Genomic DNA, 18,048 nt, shown 5'->3' with positions numbered 1-18,048 from the left:
GCCAGATACGAAGCGGCCGATCCGCCGCGGTAGCGAACTTGATCGCCGGGCATGGCCTTTATCAGCGCCGTATCGGCAGCCTGGTCAGGTTCGACAGCCCGGCGACTCCATCGCTCACCCATGGAGCATATGACAGCACCGCTCCAAACGTTGCCATCACCGACGGCGGCGCCGACGCGGTCGTCGCGCCCTATCGCAGTGGCAAGGTCGCCGGCTCCTATGGCGCACCCGCCCACAGGCCCGCACATGCATCAAGGGCCACTTCAACGGCGCCAGGTGCTTCGGGGCGTGGCGACTCGATATTACCGAAGCACCGTCTCCCGTGTTCGCGATGTCGGGTGTCCGCCGCCGTCGGGCCAAGCTCGATTATGTGCTTGGTAAATGATTGTTAATTGATATGCTGGCCCACCACGTGGGGAGTGGACTACCGTGCCTGTGCCGTTGACCGACGCCGCCATTACCGCAATCCAGGTCGCACGACCTGCTCCAATCTGGCGCGGCGTTGCCACGATCGTGTTGCATTGCAACGACAACAAAAAGAGGTTGTGCGCGCAATTGGCCGAACAGGCCCGCCGCGCTGCACCGATCCGTATTACGACCATTGCCGAAACCCCGACCATTGCCACACTCCGCGTCATCGCGACGTTCGGCGACTCGGGCAGTACGCAATCGCTGACGCTGGCCGCCGATCGCCCGATCCCGATGGACGACGCACAGGGCGGCATTTTGCCGCGGCGTTTCGTGGCGGCGGCCGGCGAGAGCACCGCGCAATTTTTCGACCGCGCGCTCGATGCGTTCCTGCCCTGGCGGGGCAAAGGCGGGCCGGGGCGGATGATCCGACTACCAAAAGGGGAAACACTGAAATGAGCGATCACAGCGATACCATGCCGCATGTAGAGCGTGACTGGCCGGGCGTGGGCGGAGAAACCCCCGAAAGCCTTTCGCTGGATCCGTTCGCCGGCGGCAGCGCCAACGGCAAGATCATCCTGACCATCGGACAGGCGGCGGCGAACCTGAACCGCAGCGGCTACAGCTGGAACCTGAACAACTACGGCGAACTGGCCGATGGGGTCCTGAACTTCGGCTTCTGGGCAAATTATCAGGAGCTGGCGAACAGCTATTACGTCAACGCGACCGGGACGATCGCGTTCACCGAGGCATTCGACCAGGAGGCATTTTCGGTCCTGAACGCCGGCCAGCAGACGCTGGTGCGCGAGGGCATCGCGCTGTGGGACGATCTGGTCGCCATCTCGTTTCAGGAAACCAAGTCGTTCAATGCCGATATCGTCGTGGGCAACACCGATACCGGCGGTGCGCAGGCCTATGCCTATCTGCCGTTCGGCGATGTTCTCGATGCGGCGTATCTGACCGACGGCTTCGAGGAAATCGGCCGGCTGGGCGGCGACGTTTGGATCGACGGCTTCGTCGGATCGAACTTCTTTCCGCTCGATGACAGCTTCTATGCAAAGACCACGGTCGTTCATGAGCTGGGCCACGCGCTGGGCCTCAGCCATCCGGGCGATTACAACGCGCTGGACGACAATGACGGTGACGGCGTGCCCGATCCCATCACCTACGCAAACGATGCGTTCTACGCGCAGGATACCCAGCAATATTCGATCATGAGCTATTTCGACGCTTATGAGACCGGCGCGCAGCATATCGACTGGGCGAATCTTCGCTTCGGCTATGCCGCGACGCCGCTGGTCCATGATATTGCGGCAATCCAGCGAATCTACGGCGCGGACCCGACCACCCGCACCGGCGATACCGTGTACGGCTTCAATTCGACCGCCAACCGTGCCGAATTCGACTTTGCCAAGAACACGGCGCCGATCGTCGCAGTCTATGACGCCGGCGGCAACGACACGCTCGACTTTTCGGGCTGGAACACGCCGTCGGTCATCGACCTGAATGGTGGTGCCTTCTCGTCAGGTGGCGGAATCGAGGCGTTCGCATCGTTGGAAGCAGTCAACGCCAGCCGTGCCGCGCTCGGCCTCGCTCCGCGCAGCCAAGCGACCTATGACGCCTACACCAACCTCGCCGCCGAACTTGGCCTGACCACGGGCCTTTACAAGGACAACATCGCCATCGCCTATGGCACGGTGATCGAGAACGCGATTGGTGGCGGTGGCAATGATCGGTTGATCGGCAATCAAGTCGGCAACCGCCTGACCGGCGGGACCGGTCGCGACACGTTCGAACTGCGCAACGGCGGCACGACCGGCGTCGATCAAGTCACCGACTGGACGCGCGGCGACATGCTGGCGTTGGACAAGAGCCTGCGCGACGGCAATGGCGACGGCATCATCACCTGGAGCGGTGCGACGCTGCGACTCGACACCGGCGACGGTGACGCGGTCCGCCTGACCGGGGCCAGCGGTAGCGCCGGCCTGCGCCTGATGGGCGAAGTCGACGGGCTGTTCTATTACGCCGATACCCGTGTAGCCCCGACCGCCAAGAAGGGACAGGTCGTCCATGTCAGCGATTTCGGTGACGATGTCCTGATCGGCAGCAGCAGCCGGAACGTGTCGGACATTTTCTTCTTCGACACCTCCAACCCGGTCGCCGGCCTTGGCACCGATCGCGTGACCTTCTCCGCCCGCGACCTGATCGTCACCACCACGGCGTTGGCCGACGACAATGGCGACGGCATTATCCGGTTCGACGACGGCACCCTCGACCTGTCGGGCAGCGGCGGCACGGTCGCGATCACCGGCACCAACGCGCTCGAATATGACGGCATGATCGAAGAGAACGGCATGCGCTACTACGTGTACAGCGCGATCCGCTCATCGGTCGGACTGGGCAGCGTCGATATCTAAGGATATCGATGACACATCGGATCGGGGCGGCCAGTCATGGCCGCCCCTTTTCGTGCCACGCATCGTCAACCGCGATGATCGCCAATCCCGACAGGGTTTGCTATGGCCGGCGCATCGATCATCCAGGGGATACCCGACCGTTGCAGCCCGAACACAAGTTGGTCACGGTCATCGTGCCCGTCTGGAACAACCCCGAACAGCTCGAACGCTGCATCGCCGCGCTACAGGCGCAGGACTTTCCCGCCGACCGGTTCGAGATCGTCGTCGTCGACAACGGGTCGACCGATGATACCATGGCCCGCGCCCAGGCGACCGGCGTCCGCGTGCTGCAACAGACCAAGCCTGGCTCCTATGCGGCGCGTAATCTGGGCATCGCCCAAACCAGCAGCGAATATCTGGCGTTCACCGATTCCGACTGCATTCCCGATGCGCAGTGGCTGTCGACCGCCATGAGGCGGACGACCGGAGAAGCCAATCTGGGCGTGGTCGCGGGTCGGATCGTCCTGTTCAACGAAAGCGGCGGTGAAGCGCGGCGCTGGGCCGAATGCTATGAGGCAATGGTCGCCTTTCCCCAGCATCAGGCAGCACTGGGGAGCTGCGCCACCGCCAACTGGCTCAGCCCCCGGGCGGCGATCGTCGAGGCGGGCGGCTTCGACGAAACGGTCAAATCGGGCGGCGACCATCACATGGGCATGAAGATACGGTCGTCGGGGCGAACTATGTTGTACGAGCCGGGCATGATCGTACGGCATCCGACCCGTGCGACCTTCGCAGCCTTGCTCGAAAAGCGGCGGCGGCTGACTGGTGGCCACTGGGACCGAACGCACGGACGCATGCGCCTGATCCGGGCACTGGCCAAGAACAGCCTGGAGACCGGTCGACGCGGCAAGAAGGTGCTGCTGGCTGGCGACGCGCCGATTGCCACCCGTTTGAAGGCGGAAGCGGTGCTGGTGGCGCTGGGCCTGGCCGATATCGGCGAATACATCCGTCTCAGCCTGGGCGGACGGACGGTCCGGTGAGCGTGGCGCGTCCTTCGGCAAGGGTCACGCGACCGTTGTCCATCGCCAGTACCGCGCGTGGCACCGCCGATGCCGGAAAAACGATCGCGCGATCGCTGGTCGCCGCGATCCCGGTCATCGGCGTCACCTACAACGCGATACTCGCGCTGATGGCCGCGCGCGGTATACCGATGAACAATGCGCTGGTGATCGTGACCGAAACCTCGATCATCTTCGCGGCGCTCGGCCTGTCCGCCTATGCCAGTTTGCGGCGAAGCGACGTGCTGCCGCTGCTCTATCTTGGCCTTTCGGCCGGGCTGGCGATCGCGATGTCAATCGTCGCCGAACTTGCTTTCATCGAAGGCATTCGCAACGTTCTTATCATCACCGGCTTCACCATGCTGGGGGCGCGTGCGGATGAAAAGGCGATGCGCCTCGCCTTCACGCTGTGCGCGGCGATCACGCTGGTCGTCCTGCTGATCGAGGTCGCCAGTACCGAAGCCTATGCGTCGTTGTTCCGCCCGGCCGATTACCTGGCGAAGACGCGCGGCTATGCGATCAAGGAGTTCTACGAAGATACGGGTCTGGCACTCGGCACCATCGTTTACGAAGGGCGCTTTAGTTTCGGCCTGTTCGACGGGCCGCGCACGTCGTCGATCTTTTTGGAACAAGTCAACATCAATATCTTCGCCATCGTGCTGATGATCTACCTGACGTCGATGTGGGATCGGCTGTCATGGCCGGAGCGCGCGCTGATGCTGATAACGATCTTCATGATCGTCGTGACCAACAACGCCCGGATGTCAGCGATCATGGCGCCGATCTTCATCCTTGGCTATTTCGTCTTTCCACGGCTGCCCCGCTATGCCAACGCGCTGATCCCGATCGTGCTGCTGGGCATCACCTTCATCGTCTTCGAGTTCGAACGGGTTCGCTACGGCGACGATCTGATCGGCCGGATCGCCACGACCTATCGCGCATTGACCCGATTGTCGGCCAGTGACCTGCTGTTCGGCAATCACGACCTGATCGCCCGCAGCGGGGATACCGGCTATGGCTTCGTCATGGTGTCGACCAGCATCTTCGGCGCCTTGGCCTACTGGGCCTATCTGACGCTGATCGTTCGTCCCGACGATGTCATTCGCCGGCGGACAATCTGGGCGATGAGCACCTATATCTATATCTGGCTGCTGATTGGCGGGACAGGTTCGTTTTCGATGAAAACAGCGCCGTTGCTTTGGTTTCTCGTCGGCTATGTCCGCGTCACCGATTTCGGCGGCAAGGACGCGTCCGCACGCCTCACCCGGTCGGGCCGCAATTGGCGAACCCTAACGCCCGCGTGACGCCAGCGCGCGGCGATACAGCGCTTCGAACGCGTCCACATGGCCGCGCCAGCCGAAACGGCCGGTGACCGTCGCATCGATCGTCGCGGCATCGGGCATGGTCAAGCTGGGCCAGTCACGAGCGAAAGCCGGCGCGGTCGCCGGGTCGGCGAAGTCGACGATGCGGCCGAAGCCCAACCCGTCGACGGTGCGGCGAAATGGCGGAATGTCGTTCAGCAGCGGATACAGATGCGCCGACGCCCCCTCGATCGCCGCCAGGCCGAACCCTTCATAGGTCGATGCCGACGCATAGACCGAAGATCGACCGATCAGCGTCGCGATCTGCGCGTCGCTGGGCGTGTCGACCGTCTCCACCCGCTCGGCGATGCCCAGCGCCGCCGCTTGCGCTCGCAGCGACTCCAGCGTCACCCCCATCGGCCGCCCCGCTACGATCAGCCGCCAGTCGGGATCGGCGGCGACCAGCGCGGCGAACCACGCGACCAGCGCCGCCAGCCCCTTGTTGGGGGCAAGCCGTCCGAAATAAAGGATCGTGCGCGCATCGCGCCGTGCCAGCCCGCGAAACTTGTCAACCGTGACGCCGTTCTCGATCAGGTCGAGGTTGCGGTGCCGGATCTGCGCAAATCGTTCGAAATCGGACTGGCTCGACGCCGCCACGCCTGCATAGCGGGTCAGAAGTGCCCGGGTGATGCTGTTGAAATACAACAGTTTCATCCGTCCGGCGAACGGGGTATGAAAAAAGCCGCCATGCGTCGACAGGATCAGGATCCGCCGATGGACCGGCTGGGTAAGCGCCAGGTAGTCGGACAGGAAATCGACGCCGTGAACATGCACCAGGTCGGGTGTGCCCAGCACGCCGAGCACGCCGGGCGCAAGCGGATATCGTTTCGACCCGCGCCAAGGCACCCGCCGGATCTCGATCCCGTCCAGCATCTCCGCATGAGGCAGCTTGCGCGCAGCGGGATCATCGAAGATCGTGTCGAGCGTGACGACGCGCACCCGGTGGCCGCCGGCGACCTGATACCGCGCCAGTTGCAGCACGCATTCTTCCATCCCGCCAATACCGGGATGGAATTGCCGCACGACATGCGTGATGGCGAGCGGTCGGGCGTCCGGCATATGGAGTGGCGTGTCCTGCATCTAGCTTTTCCGGTCAGGGCGCGCGCGTGACAAGGCGCGGACTGATCGCCTTCTGATAGTCTGACACGGGGCAAGTCGCTCGCTGCTTCTTGGGACATTCGATCTTGAAGGGGTAGCGATCGGGCCATAGCCGCCCCCCGCCCCACCAGGTGATACCGCGAAGCACGTCGGCATTGGCGCGGATTGCCCGCACCGCTTCCTCGCCGACCGCCTTGCAACTCTCGGGAATGCCCCGATAGTTTCCGAACGCTGCCTCGGTGACATAGCCCTGTAGACCGCGCTTGCGCAGCTGTGCGGCGAACGCCACGAAGCCGCTGCGCTCGCGCGCGATGCCGTTGCGCTGGCGGCATCCCGCCTTCAACCCCGACCCGTTGGCATCGAAATAGCGGTGTCCGTTCATATAAGTCCGGCCCAGCGGGTCGAGCGGTCCCGGCGTCCGGTCGAGTGCGCAGCCTGCACTCTGGCACGGTTTGTCGCTGGCCTCGTGTTTGTCGAAGCGGGTCACGGCCGACCACCCCGGCCATTCCAGCAGGATCGGGTGCCGGATGCCGTTGCGGCGCAAGCCGGCGACGACCTGCTTGGCATCGCTGGCCCATCGCATCCACTCGACCCCTTTGGGTTCGTTGTTCAGGTCGAGGAGAACCGAACCGTCATCGGGAAACGCCCGGGCAAAGCGCGTCCAGAACGCGATCTGCGCCGCAACCGGCGGCCAGCCGTAATTATGGTTGTCAAGGATGACCGGCACATCGCGGCGGCGCGCATAGTCGGTCAGCACCCGCAGCTCGGCGATGCGATCGGGCGTCATCCGATCCATCTTGAAGGGATAGCGGATCAGGTCGAACCGCAGCTGTTCGACATGATGGCGCAGATCGACCAGATTGGGTCTCAGCGCGTCGTTGCCCCGCGCCTCCGCCCCCGACAGGTTCACGCCGAACCGCGGCGGTGTCGCGGCCGGGCCGGCCGGGGACGATTCCTCAGGCCCGGCGGCATCCCCCAGCACCAGTGATCCGATCGATTCTTCACCAGTGCGTTCGGCAAGCAGCGCCGCGACCGCCACGACCGCCAGCAGCAGGAACGCCGCGGCCAGCACAAGCGGCCCCCATCCGCGCTTGGGAACGGGTCGGGGTTTCGCCGCCATAGCCGTCATGAGCGCGCCTTTCGCTTGCGGAACCGATCCGTCGCCCGACCCGCGTCACCCAGCAGCTCGATGACGAACGCACCCAACAGCCAGCGCGGTCGCCACACGATCAGGATCACCCCCAGCACGGCGATCGCCGCACCCGATGCGCCAAGGATCGCGATCGGCGGAAGGCCACCGGCAGCGCGCATCCCGAAGACGACCGGTGCCGCCGCCAGGGTACAGGCCAGCGCCAGCAACGCGCCATGGCCATGGACCCTCGCAAAATCGCGGAGGCCGACGCCCGCGAGGCGACAGGCGTTGTAGTTCACGATCAGATAGAACGCGACGACCGCGATGCTGACCGCGGTCGCTACCGCGACGATGCCGTGCGGATAGGCGATCAGGCAGCCGCCGATCACCATGCCGGCATAGACGATCTGATTGGTGATCATTGCCCCCGTCGCCGCCTTGGCCCGTTGCAGCGACCCGCTGACCTTGGTGCCCAGCCTCAGATAGGTGACCGAACACAGCACCGCGAACGGCACGATTACCTCGACCCAGCGAGGGCCGAGGATGAACAGGATCACCTCGGGCGCCAGCAGCGCCAGCAGCGCCGAGATCGGCAAGCCAAACACCGCGGTCAGTTCCAGCCCACGCAGGAATGCCGATCGCAGCCGGACCGGATCGTCCTGGACCTTGGCCATTGCCGGAAAGACGATCCGTTCAGCGATCCGGCTATAAAGGTCCGCGGGGACGTTCATCAGGTTATAGGCGCGCGAATACAGCCCCAGCGCAGCGGCATCCATCGTTCGCCCGACGATCGCATTGTCCGCGCGCAGTGCGAAAAAATTGATGACCTTGGCGAGGGAGAATCCCGCGCCGCGCCGCATCAGCCGCGCCGCGCCGGGTCGCGTCAGCAACGGTCGCATCGGTGGCCGCACCAGCAAGACCAGCCACGTGGCCTTGATCGACGTTTCCGCAAGCGTGGCCACGACCAGCGCCCAATAGCCCAAGCCCGCCCACGCCAGGGCGATCCCGATCACGCCGGTACCGATCACCCGCGACATCAGCTGCGCGACCATCACCCGCCGCACTTCCAAATCGCGAACCAGCACGTTTTCGGACACGATCCCGAACGACTGGATAATGAACACCAGCGCCAACACCCGGATGACCGGCTCGGTGCCCGGAATGCCCATGAAATCGCCCGCGAACGGGGCGAGCACCTGGGCCAGCGTGAAATAGCCGACGCCGTTCAGGACCACGATGGTGCCCCCGATGCGCAGGTCGGTGCGCGTCAGGTTCGGAATCTGGACGATCGTCGCACCGATGCCAACCTCGACCAGCAGCGATGCGAGCTGGATGAAGATGGCCGCGCCGGCGATCACGCCGAAATCGGCGGGAAACAGGATACGCGCGAGGACGGCGATGAAGCCGATCTCGATAACCTTGGACAGCAGTTGCAGCCCCGTCATCCAGCCTGCGCCGATGGCCAGTTGGCGCTTCATCGAACCGGCCGGGCGGCGGGGGAACACCGCGTCGTCGGTATCGATGCGGCTGTCGTCGGTCATGTGGTACGCCTCAATCGACAGCGACGGATACCCGGCGCGGCCCGGGCCGCTTACCGGTAGGACGCCGAAAGATCAGAACACACGCTCGCGTACGAACAGGACGTCGCGGGGCTGGATAAACGCAGAAAGGTCGGCATCGATTTCCTGACCGCCGCGAAACAGGGTGATCTTCCGCTCCGATCCGGCCAGCGTGGGGCCACCGGCGCGCGCCAGAGCCTGGCGGATCGTCATCTGCGGCGCGATCGCGAAGCTGCCGGCGTTGCCGACCTGGCCGTAGATATAATATTGCGGCGCCGCCGTCGCGAACAGTGCATCGCCCGGCGACAGCACGATGTCCCTCGCTTCGTTGCGGGCGATCGCGGTCAGATTGTAGCGTTCAATCGTCCCGCCAGCGCGGCGAAGCACGACATCATCCGATGCTCCCGCCTTCAGCCCGCCGACGCGCGCGACGATCTCGGTCAGCGTCAGCGGACGATCGAGCGGGACCAGGCCGGGATTCGCGAACTCACCCAGCATCGTGACGGTGCGGCTGGCATATTCCAGGATCTCGACGTTTACGATTGGGTTCATGATCAGCCCACCGCGCTTCAGCTGCCCCTCGATCGCGGTCGCGAGCGACTGCGTCGTCTGATCGGCGGCGCGCACGCGACCCACCAGCGGCAGGGTGATCGACCCGTCGGACTTTACCCGAGTCTTGACGGTGGCCCCGCCTTGCCCGTGGATCTGGACCTCGATCTGGTCCTCGGCCCCCAGCTGATACCCTTGCCAGACGGTCTGGCCGGCGGCGACCGGCACGCCAGCTACCGGCGCCAGCAACACGGCGATCCCTGCTAGTGCGAATGCCTTCATCGTCCGTCTCCGTTATCTCAAAAGCTCATCGCCGCCGCCAGCGTGGCGGAAAGACTGTCATAGTCGTAAAAATCATTCTCTGCATTTCGCCGGCGATAGCGGGTCGACAGGTCGAGGTTAATCGGTCGTGCCAGGCGGTAGCCGATCGTGGCGTTGGCATCCAACTGGCGGTCGCGACCACGTGGCCCGAACTGGAACACCCGGTCCTCACCCGCGAAATCGCGCCTCGACAGTTGGATCCCGGCACCCGCCGACGTGCGCGCGCTCAGCTTCGCCCGCGCGCGCAGCTGGACATTGTCCGATACGTAATAGCTGGTACCAAGATTGCCGCGCCCGCTGACCTGACGGCCGAAACCCAGCGTGAGGGCCAGGGGCGGCGTCGGCTGGTAGGTCAGGCTGCCCTCATAGGTCAGACCCGAAAAACTGGGCACGTCGACCGTTTTGGGAACGACATCGGTATAGCCGATCTGAAGCGCGGATTCGATCCGGGTGCCGACGTCGCGGCTGAAACGCAGTGCGACGGTGCGTACATCGGTTTCATCCTGTAACAGCCCGGCGGGCGTCGGGTCGCGCCGGTTGCGCTCGATGCGGGCAAACTGCCCGAACAGCTCGAAATTGCCGATGCTGGGCCGGGCATAGGCAATGCCGACGCGCGCATCGACGATCGACAGGTCGCGTTCGCGGCGGATCTCGGAATTGCGCACCTGGTAATAGCCTGCACCGACCGTTGGATAGAATCCGGCGGGACGCGGACACGAAGCGCGGATACTGTAATCCTGTATCGTGGCGACGTTGGTCACGATCTGACCCAGATCCTCAAGGTCGGACTGGGCTCGCAGGATCGACATGGACGGTGTGATACGACAACGCGGCCCGAACCGCAGATCGACCCCTCCGTTCAGCGCCAGTTCCTCGCGATTGAGGAAGCGGAAGCGGCTGTTGAAGTTATAGCCAGCATATCCGGTGACATAAACCCGCTGCCGGGCAAAACGCCGGTCGAAATCCACCGCGACGCGAGGCGAGACCGAGAGGTTGTCGGTCGGATTGTCGGTGCGCAGATCACCCAGGCGCAGGATATTGCTGTCATACGTCTCGACCAGCCGCGCCGAAAGCTCGAACTTGTTTTCCTGCGCATATGCCGTGCCGGTCAGCGCCATCGGGCCGATGACCATTCCGACCATGAAGCCGCGAATCATGAAATCTGGTTCCCCCCGGCACACCACATCACCCGGCTGACGACAGTGCGCGAGCCATGGTCGATATTTCATTCGGTGTCAGGCGTCAAAGGATCATGAACGGCTCGACTCTCCGCCGAACTGGAGTGCGAGCCGGTAGCGGACCAGCGCCAGCCGGGTGCGATAGGCGAACAGCATCGCCGACGCCTTGGCCACCGGCGGCGCGACCGCGGGATCGAGCGCCGCGATATCGAGGAACGCGCGGCGCGGCGGCGTCAGCTGGCGCGCGCAAAAGGCAAGGCAATCGGCCCAGCCCGGCTTGCGATCCCGCTCACCGCCGGCGACGCGGCGTACCCGTTTCAGCACCTCGGCGGGGCTGGATCGCGTAGGATGACCGATGCGAGCGGCCGAGACGTAGTGGCCCGGACCGACCATCGCCCAGGCGCGGTTGCCCCACTCGCGGTCACCGCCCGATTTCATGCTCGTCGCGAACGGTCCGACCTTCGCCATCGTTTTGGCGGTGGTCAGCATATTGGCGGTCATCGCGAAATGGACTTGCTCGACAAAGCGTTTCTGCGGAAATCCTGAGGCCAGGTCGAACAGTTCAGCGGCACTCAACCTCGCCGCTCCGGTCGTGACCAGATCGATCGCGCCGCCCACGAAGCTGGGCGGATCATCACCCAGCAGCGGTGCGATGCCATGCTCCAGCCATCCTGCCGACGGCAGGCAATCAGAATCGGTGAACGCCAGTATCGACCCGCGTGCCACGGTGATACCGGTGTTGCGCGCGGCATAGGACCCCGGAGTGGCTTCATGCAGCCAGCGAACCATCGGATAGCGTTCGTGTAGCGGCGCCAGGTCCTCGCTTGACCCATTATCAATGACGATGATTTCAGCTTGGTCTGCGATCGACTGAGCCAGCAGCAGCTCGAGACACAAGGCGAGGCGCGCGCCGTCATTGTAAGCGGGCACGATGACAGAAACGAGCGGCGCAGTCCCAGGCATGACCATCCTCATTTCCACGCAGGCAGCTCGTCGGGCCGACGTTCGTCGGCCCTTCCAATGATGTGCTAGCGGTAGCAGCAACCGATGTTGCATCGCAACCGGCTTGACCCTGCACAGCCGGACGGCCATGCGACGGCATTCTTATGGAGCCGGGGGCGAGATGAACAAGGGCAATGTAGTCTTCATCTCCGCTTTTCACGATTACCGCACTGCCAAGCGCGCGAGCATCCATCAGATCGCCCATGCGCTCGCCCGCAGCGGCTATGCCGTGTCGTTTCTTTCGACGCGGTTCAGCCGGCTGTCGCGATCGAAGGGCGATTCCCGCCTGAACCTTTGGGAGCGCGCCAATCGTATCGAGATGGTCGACGGCATCGGCTGCTATCTATGGCGCACGCATCTTCACCCCTTCGCAACGGGCAACGCCTTGGCCGACCGGTTGATGGGACCGCTGTTCCGGCTATACGCACGGCTGCCCAATCGCGATGTCGATGCGTTGCTGGCGGCAGCGGATCACGTCGTCGTCGAGGCGAGTGTCGCCGCGATTTTGCTGCGCCGCATCCGACGGCTGAACCCGACTGCGCGGATCATCTATTATGCGACGGACCGCCTTGCCACGGTCGGCGCACACCCGTTCGTGCAGGCCCAGCTGGCGCGCGATGCGGGCCTGATCCACCATGTCAGCATGCGATCGTGGCTGATGGCCCCGGACTTCGCATGGGCATCCGACCGGCTCACGCGGATCGGTTTTGGCATCGACCCCGCCGATTTCGCCAATATCGGCCCCAGCCCCTACCCGGCGGGCACTCGGAACGCCGTGTCGGTCGGGTCGATGCTGTTCGACGAACGTTTCTTCCATCACGCCGCTGCCGCCTTTCCCGACGTCGTCTTCCATGTGATCGGCTGCGGCCGGCGGTTCACGGCCGCAGCTAACGTCGTCGTGCATGACGAAATGCCGTTTCGTGACACCCTGCCCTATATCGCCCATGCCACGATCGGCATTGCACCGTACGTGAACGCACCGGGCGTCGAGTATCTTGCGGACACGAGCCTCAAGCTTGCCCAGTTCGAATATCTGGGGCTGCCGGCGGTATGCCCCGATTTCGCCGCCGGCGACGTCGCGTCGCGATCCCCCTATCACCCAGACCAGCCCGCATCGATCGAACGCGCGGTAGCGATCGCACTGGCCGCGGCCGGTACGATCAAGCCTCGATCCTTCCCGCGGTGGGAGGAAATCGGCGAACGGCTGCTGCATCCCGAGCGTTATTCGGATACCGCGCGACCATGACAAAAGGGGTCAAGAAGAACGGGCAAGACTTGTCCGGGCCAAGGTTAGGTCATAGGCAGACAATAATGCGGCTTCAGATCGTTTCGTCGGGGAAAGGCAGCTTCGTTTCCATGCCTGTCGGAGATAGCCATGCTGCGTGAATGGTTCGGTTATCTGCGTGACTGGCTGACGCGCAGGCCGCCCGTGCTGGCGCTGCCCGATCCGCTGCGCAGCGCATCCCAGGCAGCCCGAGCGCCTGCCCCGCGCGCTGCGTCGGCGCCGATCGCGCCGGAACGCGCGGTGCGGATGGCGGAACGGACCCGAACCCTGGCGATCCGGCTGTTCGGCGCGCATCAGCCCGTTGACAATCCCCGCGACCTGTTCGGTCGCCAGCGGGAACTGGACAGCCTGATCGGGGCGGTGATCGATTCACACATGCACGCGGTGATCTACGGGCCGCGCGGCAGCGGCAAGACGTCGCTCGTCCGCGTTTTCGGCGATCTGGCCGATGCGCAGGGCTTGTCGGTTATCTACCTGTCATGTGCGGGCGGCGGCGATTTCGGCGAGTTGATGCTGCCTTATCTGGACGAGATCGGTCCGGCCGCATTCGGCATGCGTGCCGATGATTTCGCACAAGCGGTGACCCTGATCCGCACCGCGCCGACGCCGCGGTCCGTGGCCACGATGCTGGCGCGTGTCGAGCGCGAGGACGTGATCCTGATCCTCGACGAATTCGACCGGCTGGAAGACAAGGCGACGAAGGGGCAGATCGCGCTGCTCATCAAGCTTCTGTCCGACATGCGATCGCGCGTCCGGCTGATCTTCGTGGGCATCTCGGGCGATGTTGGCGACCTGATCGACGTTCACGCGTCGGTTCGACGGCATATTCTGGCGGTCGGGCTGATGCCGATCGCCGACGAGGACGTCGAACGCTTCATCCAGACGACAAGCCAGGCCATCGGCCTGCAGTTCGACGACGAGGCATTGGCGCTGCTGCGCTGGCTGGTTTGCGGTTCGCCCTATCACATGCGCCTGCTCAGCCTGCACAGCTGCTTGTGCGCGATCGAGCGCGACCATCGTTTCGCCACCACCGAGATCGTCCTTGCCGGCGGCGCGCGCGCTCGGGAAATCTGGCGCGAGACGAACCAGCGAGACGAGGCGCTGTTCGCATCGCTGGTGCGCGAGGGCCGCTTCCCGCTGGCCGCGATCGAGGCATTTGCCCAGACGGCGGCGATGCGACTGGAATTCACGCCCGACGACCTGATTCGCGCGCTGACCGCAATCGGTGCCGACCCGGCGATTGCTTCTCAGATGATCGAGGCGCTGTCGCCGGCACTGGGCCGCCTGGACGAGGGGACCGCGCGACTGGCATTTGACGATGTGCTTGCACCGCAATTCCTGTTGACCTTCTGCGCTGCGGAGCGGTGGGCTAATCAAACCGGCCAGTCCCGGATCATCAAGGGGGTGAGGCAATGAATGCGTGGGATTACGTCGAGGCGCTGCGCGCCCGCTGGCGCCTGATCGTCCTGGCGACGCTGGCCGTGCTGGGGGTCGTGGGGCTGTGGACCTGGACCTCACCCCGAACCTACACCGCGGCGGCCACGCTGTTGTTCGACACGCAACAGGCCGATCCCGTTGCGACCAAATCCGGCGCGGGCGGAGCGACAAAGGCCGCCGCGGTGATCGGCACCCAGGCCGACATCATCCGCAGCGCCTATGTCGCTCAGCGGGTCGCCGGCAATCTGGCCATGGACCGCAACCCGCAGCTGATCCGCCAGTATCAGGCGTCGAACAGCACGCTGCCGATCCGCGAGTGGATCGGGCGGCGTATCACCAAGCCGCTTGAGATTCTGCCGACCCGCAACACCAGCGTGCTGGCCGTCAATTACAAGAGTGAGGATCCGGAGCTGGCGGCGCGTCTGGCGACCGCCTTTGCCCAGGCCTATGTTCAGGTTCAGTTGCAGCTGCGCATCGATCCCGCACGGGTCTATTCGCAATGGTTTGAAAGCCAGATCCGCGAAGCGCGCGGCCGCCTTGAACAGGCTCAGGCGCGGTTGACGCGCTTCCAGCAAGAACGCGGCCTAGTCGGAGCCGGTCGTTTTGATATCGAACAGGCACAGCTGAGCGAACTCAGCCAGCAGTTGACTGCCGCACAGGCGGACGCCGCCCAGGCGCGCGCCAAGGCAGGCAGCAGTATCGGCAGCTCGTCGGATGCCCAGCAGTCGGCGGTGGTCCAAAGTCTTGACACACAGATTGCCGCCAAGTCCGCTTCGTTGCAGCAATTGCGTCAGTCTCTCGGTCCGAATCATCCGATGGTGACGGCCGCCAATGCCGAGATCGCCGAGCTGCGTTCCAAGCGCGGGCAGGCGGTTGGGCTAGCGGTTTCGGCGGTCCAGACTGCCAATGCCGCCGCCCAGGCACGCGCCGGCGAATTGAGCGGTCTGGTTCAGGCCAAGCGGGAGCAGGTGCTGCGCTTGTCGGGAGCGCAGGATCAGATGGCGGTGTTGCAACGTGACGTCGATACCGCACGCAACGCCTATGATGCGGTCACGGCGCGCCTGAACGAAGTTCGGCTGCAGAGCGAAGTGCCGATGAGCAACGTCAGCGTGCTCGACCGCGCGGTCGCGCCGACCCTGCCGTCCAGCCCGAATGTCCCGCTGCGCTTCCTGCTCGGGCTGTTCGCGGGTCTGTTTCTTGGTATCGCCGCGGCGCTTTTCCTCGAATGGCGCAATCCCAAGGTCCGCACGATCGGCGGACTGGTGTCGCTCACCGGCGTGCCGGTGCTCGCTGACCTCAACCGCGAGCCGAAACTTCTGGGCTCGGGAGCCATGGCATGAAGCTGCGTTCCAGCACCGGTCGAGGTCTGGCGTCGTCGTCGGTCGATTTCGGCATGCCGGGCACCAGCCGGCGGACAGACTCGCCGCTGATCGATATCGACAGCCTGAGTGCCGAGGATCGCGATCGCATCGCCCGGTACCAGGCTCGGACCGGCGCCAGCGTCGATGCCGCCGCCGTCGACCTCGGCCTCGTGGACCCCGATGCGGTGCGCCAAGCGCTGGCCCGCCATGTCGAGGCGGGCGAACTGATCGATCCCGATACGACCGGCGTGAATCGTGCGGTCGTCGCTGCCTATGCCCCCGACGATCCCCTGTCGGTGAAGCTGCGCGAGGTCCGGTCATCGTTGCTGACCGTGCTGGAGATCGATCGGGACGCGCTGTCGGTCGTCGTACTGGCGGGCTGCGGTACCGATGACACGGCGGGGGTGGCAGCCAATCTGGCCACGCTGTTCGCGCAACTCGGCAAGCCGGGACTCGTCGTCGATGCCAACTTCGCCGCGGCAGCACAGGATGCCTTGTTCGGGGTCTCCCCTGTCGAAGGGGCGACGTCGCTGCTGACCGGCGGCGCGGCGCGCGAGGACAGCGTCGTCTCCACCCCGGTCCCCAACCTCGACCTTATCGCGTCAGGTCCCGTCATCTCGGGGCTGAGCGAAGCGGTGGAACGGGTATCGCTGGTCGAACAGCTGCGCGCGCTGCGTGGCGGCTATCGCTTTGCCATCGTCGATGCCGGCAATCAGCCCGCCGACATCGTTGCTGCGATCGCGCGCGGTGCCGACGGCGTGCTGCTGTTGTCCGAACGTCGCCATACGCCGCTGGAAGCGGTTCGTGCGCTGATCGATCGACTGGCCGCCAATGATGTGCCGGTGCTGGGCAACATCCTGGTGCGCTGAACCGGCGCAGCGATCGGTCAGTGACCCTCCCGAAACTGGCGCAATCGCCGCGCCAGGACCGGCCGGCCGATCCGTGCCCACAGCGCCGGGCGGTCGTGGAGCGCGGCCAGCGCGCGGATCATCCGGACCTGTCGGCCGGGATGCTCGCGATGGGCGCGTTCGACGATCAGCCAGCCCTGTGCTACATCGCCCTCCACCATCATCCGGGCGCCGAACCAGGCCAGCTTGCGCGCGAACATCGGTGACGGCGTGCGCAGGAACGCCGCCGCCCCCCCGTGCCGGTCGATCGGATCGCGCCCACCGGCATCGACGATCCGGGCGCATTGCACCGCAAAGTCGGACAGATAGGCTTGCAGCAGCAGCTTTTCGGGATCGGCACTCACCCCGCCTTCGGGTTTGTAGCGCCGGTACAGTATCTCGGGCACGATCTCGTAGCCGCCCAGCCGCGACATGCGCAGCCACAGGTCGCGATCCTGGGCAAAGCGGAAGAAGTCCCGATAGCCGCCGACCGCATCGAAATGCGAGCGCCGGAACATCACTTCGCCATGGGTGAACAACCCGCGCGACAATAGCGTCTTGTGGAAGTCCAGCCCGCGCGGGGGCTTGAACGTCCGCGATCCGGCGCCACCCGTCTCTTCGTTGTCGACCCAGCACCCCACCACGCTCACTTCAGCCTGTTCGGTGAGGATTTTGGCCTGTCGGGCAATACGCCCCGGTAGCGACAGGTCGCCCGATCCGTGGACCGCGACAAAGGCGCCGCGACTGGCGGCGATCGCCTCGTTCATGGATGCGACGAACCCGCGGTTTTCGCGATGGATGATCGTCAGCCGGGAGTCGGCAATCTTGCGCAGTTCCCCCACCGTATCGTCGCGCGATCCGTCATCGACGACGATGACTTCGAGGGCGGGATAGTCCTGTGCCAGCACGCTGCCGATCGATTCCGCGACCCGGCCGGCACGATTGTAAAAGGCGCTGACCACCGAGACGAGCGGGACGTCGGACATGGCACAAGCTCCTGCATACCGGCAAATGTC

At 64.7% G+C, this 18,048-nt stretch carries 16 protein-coding genes; 8 read left to right on the top strand and 8 right to left on the bottom strand.

Going from position 1 to position 18,048, the window contains the following annotated elements; all coding sequences use genetic code 11:
• The first annotated feature begins 441 nt into the window (after positions 1–441).
• From FHR19_RS13225 to FHR19_RS13215, 3 genes are all read left to right on the top strand, one after another.
• Entirely contained in the window at positions 442–867 is a 426-nt protein-coding gene (locus FHR19_RS13225) for a hypothetical protein (protein ID WP_184029235.1), read from the top strand.
• Complete coding sequence (locus FHR19_RS17875; RefSeq protein WP_281375704.1) at positions 864–2,825, top strand: M10 family metallopeptidase C-terminal domain-containing protein; 1,962 nt, start codon at positions 864–866, stop codon at positions 2,823–2,825. The genes FHR19_RS13225 and FHR19_RS17875 overlap by 4 nt, the downstream gene beginning before the upstream one ends.
• A gap of 74 nt (positions 2,826–2,899) precedes the next feature.
• A complete protein-coding gene (locus FHR19_RS13215) occupies positions 2,900–3,844 on the top strand; it encodes a glycosyltransferase family 2 protein (protein ID WP_184029232.1) in 945 nt (314 codons plus the stop codon).
• On the opposite strand, the gene FHR19_RS13210 is transcribed toward FHR19_RS13215, so the two are convergent.
• Positions 3,816–3,971, bottom strand: coding sequence for a hypothetical protein (locus FHR19_RS13210; RefSeq protein ID WP_184029229.1), 156 nt, complete (start codon positions 3,969–3,971; stop codon positions 3,816–3,818). The two genes, FHR19_RS13215 and FHR19_RS13210, sit on opposite strands and share 29 nt — an antisense overlap.
• 22 nt (positions 3,972–3,993) lie before the next feature.
• On the opposite strand from FHR19_RS13210, the gene FHR19_RS13205 reads away from it, so the two are divergent.
• The gene (locus FHR19_RS13205) at positions 3,994–5,166 is read left to right on the top strand and encodes a hypothetical protein (RefSeq protein WP_184029226.1); all 1,173 of its coding nucleotides are present in this window, start codon (positions 3,994–3,996) and stop codon (positions 5,164–5,166) included.
• On the opposite strand, the gene FHR19_RS13200 is transcribed toward FHR19_RS13205, so the two are convergent.
• The 6 genes from FHR19_RS13200 to FHR19_RS13175 all read right to left on the bottom strand — a co-directional run bounded on the left by FHR19_RS13200 (position 5,152) and on the right by FHR19_RS13175 (position 12,023).
• Positions 5,152–6,303 carry a glycosyltransferase family 4 protein gene (locus tag FHR19_RS13200; RefSeq protein ID WP_184029223.1) on the bottom strand — a complete coding sequence of 384 codons (1,152 nt, stop codon included), beginning with the start codon at positions 6,301–6,303 and terminating at the stop codon, positions 5,152–5,154. The two genes, FHR19_RS13205 and FHR19_RS13200, sit on opposite strands and share 15 nt — an antisense overlap.
• A gap of 13 nt (positions 6,304–6,316) precedes the next feature.
• Complete coding sequence (locus FHR19_RS13195; protein WP_184029220.1) at positions 6,317–7,393, bottom strand: cellulase family glycosylhydrolase; 1,077 nt, start codon at positions 7,391–7,393, stop codon at positions 6,317–6,319.
• A gap of 53 nt (positions 7,394–7,446) precedes the next feature.
• Positions 7,447–8,994: a lipopolysaccharide biosynthesis protein gene (locus tag FHR19_RS13190; RefSeq protein ID WP_184029217.1), complete on the bottom strand. Its 1,548-nt coding sequence runs from the start codon at positions 8,992–8,994 to the stop codon at positions 7,447–7,449.
• A 72-nt stretch (positions 8,995–9,066) separates the two neighbouring features.
• Positions 9,067–9,843 carry a polysaccharide biosynthesis/export family protein gene (locus tag FHR19_RS13185; protein ID WP_184029214.1) on the bottom strand — a complete coding sequence of 259 codons (777 nt, stop codon included), beginning with the start codon at positions 9,841–9,843 and terminating at the stop codon, positions 9,067–9,069.
• A 17-nt stretch (positions 9,844–9,860) separates the two neighbouring features.
• Positions 9,861–11,039, bottom strand: coding sequence for an outer membrane beta-barrel protein (locus FHR19_RS13180; RefSeq protein ID WP_184029211.1), 1,179 nt, complete (start codon positions 11,037–11,039; stop codon positions 9,861–9,863).
• Between the two features lie 93 nt (positions 11,040–11,132).
• Positions 11,133–12,023: a glycosyltransferase family 2 protein gene (locus FHR19_RS13175; protein ID WP_221228538.1), complete on the bottom strand. Its 891-nt coding sequence runs from the start codon at positions 12,021–12,023 to the stop codon at positions 11,133–11,135.
• A 160-nt stretch (positions 12,024–12,183) separates the two neighbouring features.
• On the opposite strand from FHR19_RS13175, the gene FHR19_RS13170 reads away from it, so the two are divergent.
• The 4 genes from FHR19_RS13170 (at position 12,184) to FHR19_RS13155 (ending at position 17,014) form a co-directional block, all read left to right on the top strand.
• Entirely contained in the window at positions 12,184–13,308 is a 1,125-nt protein-coding gene (locus FHR19_RS13170; protein WP_184029205.1) for a GumK N-terminal domain-containing glycosyltransferase, read from the top strand.
• A 129-nt stretch (positions 13,309–13,437) separates the two neighbouring features.
• Positions 13,438–14,763, top strand: coding sequence for an AAA family ATPase (locus FHR19_RS13165; protein ID WP_184029202.1), 1,326 nt, complete (start codon positions 13,438–13,440; stop codon positions 14,761–14,763).
• A complete protein-coding gene (locus FHR19_RS13160) occupies positions 14,760–16,124 on the top strand; it encodes a GNVR domain-containing protein (protein WP_184029200.1) in 1,365 nt (454 codons plus the stop codon). The genes FHR19_RS13165 and FHR19_RS13160 overlap by 4 nt, the downstream gene beginning before the upstream one ends.
• Positions 16,121–17,014, top strand: a complete 894-nt coding sequence (locus FHR19_RS13155; RefSeq protein ID WP_184029198.1) for a P-loop NTPase family protein — start codon at positions 16,121–16,123, stop codon at positions 17,012–17,014. The genes FHR19_RS13160 and FHR19_RS13155 overlap by 4 nt, the downstream gene beginning before the upstream one ends.
• 17 nt (positions 17,015–17,031) lie before the next feature.
• Here the strand turns inward: FHR19_RS13155 and FHR19_RS13150 are convergent, their stop codons facing one another.
• Complete coding sequence (locus FHR19_RS13150) at positions 17,032–18,018, bottom strand: glycosyltransferase (RefSeq protein ID WP_184029196.1); 987 nt, start codon at positions 18,016–18,018, stop codon at positions 17,032–17,034.
• Positions 18,019–18,048: the final 30 nt, after the last annotated feature.

Source organism: Sphingomonas yantingensis (assembly GCF_014199325.1).
Classification (GTDB): domain Bacteria; phylum Pseudomonadota; class Alphaproteobacteria; order Sphingomonadales; family Sphingomonadaceae; genus Sphingomonas; species Sphingomonas yantingensis.
The sequence above is the reverse complement of the archived record's forward strand: the minus strand, read 5'-3'. Positions and strand labels throughout refer to the sequence as shown.

Excerpts from the sequence above, each read along its gene's own strand:
- FHR19_RS13200 (WP_184029223.1), bottom strand. The coding sequence starts at position 6,303 with ATGCAGGACACGCCACTCCATATGCCGGACGCCCGACCGCTCGCCATC.
- FHR19_RS13215 (WP_184029232.1), top strand. The coding sequence starts at position 2,900 with ATGATCGCCAATCCCGACAGGGTTTGCTATGGCCGGCGCATCGATCAT.
- FHR19_RS13160 (WP_184029200.1), top strand. The coding sequence starts at position 14,760 with ATGAATGCGTGGGATTACGTCGAGGCGCTGCGCGCCCGCTGGCGCCTG.
- FHR19_RS13185 (WP_184029214.1), bottom strand. The coding sequence starts at position 9,843 with ATGAAGGCATTCGCACTAGCAGGGATCGCCGTGTTGCTGGCGCCGGTA.
- FHR19_RS13205 (WP_184029226.1), top strand. The coding sequence starts at position 3,994 with ATGGCCGCGCGCGGTATACCGATGAACAATGCGCTGGTGATCGTGACC.
- FHR19_RS13150 (WP_184029196.1), bottom strand. The coding sequence starts at position 18,018 with ATGTCCGACGTCCCGCTCGTCTCGGTGGTCAGCGCCTTTTACAATCGT.
- FHR19_RS13175 (WP_221228538.1), bottom strand. The coding sequence starts at position 12,023 with ATGCCTGGGACTGCGCCGCTCGTTTCTGTCATCGTGCCCGCTTACAAT.
- FHR19_RS13155 (WP_184029198.1), top strand. The coding sequence starts at position 16,121 with ATGAAGCTGCGTTCCAGCACCGGTCGAGGTCTGGCGTCGTCGTCGGTC.
- FHR19_RS13170 (WP_184029205.1), top strand. The coding sequence starts at position 12,184 with ATGAACAAGGGCAATGTAGTCTTCATCTCCGCTTTTCACGATTACCGC.
- FHR19_RS13190 (WP_184029217.1), bottom strand. The coding sequence starts at position 8,994 with ATGACCGACGACAGCCGCATCGATACCGACGACGCGGTGTTCCCCCGC.
- FHR19_RS13180 (WP_184029211.1), bottom strand. The coding sequence starts at position 11,039 with ATGATTCGCGGCTTCATGGTCGGAATGGTCATCGGCCCGATGGCGCTG.
- FHR19_RS17875 (WP_281375704.1), top strand. The coding sequence starts at position 864 with ATGAGCGATCACAGCGATACCATGCCGCATGTAGAGCGTGACTGGCCG.
- FHR19_RS13165 (WP_184029202.1), top strand. The coding sequence starts at position 13,438 with ATGCTGCGTGAATGGTTCGGTTATCTGCGTGACTGGCTGACGCGCAGG.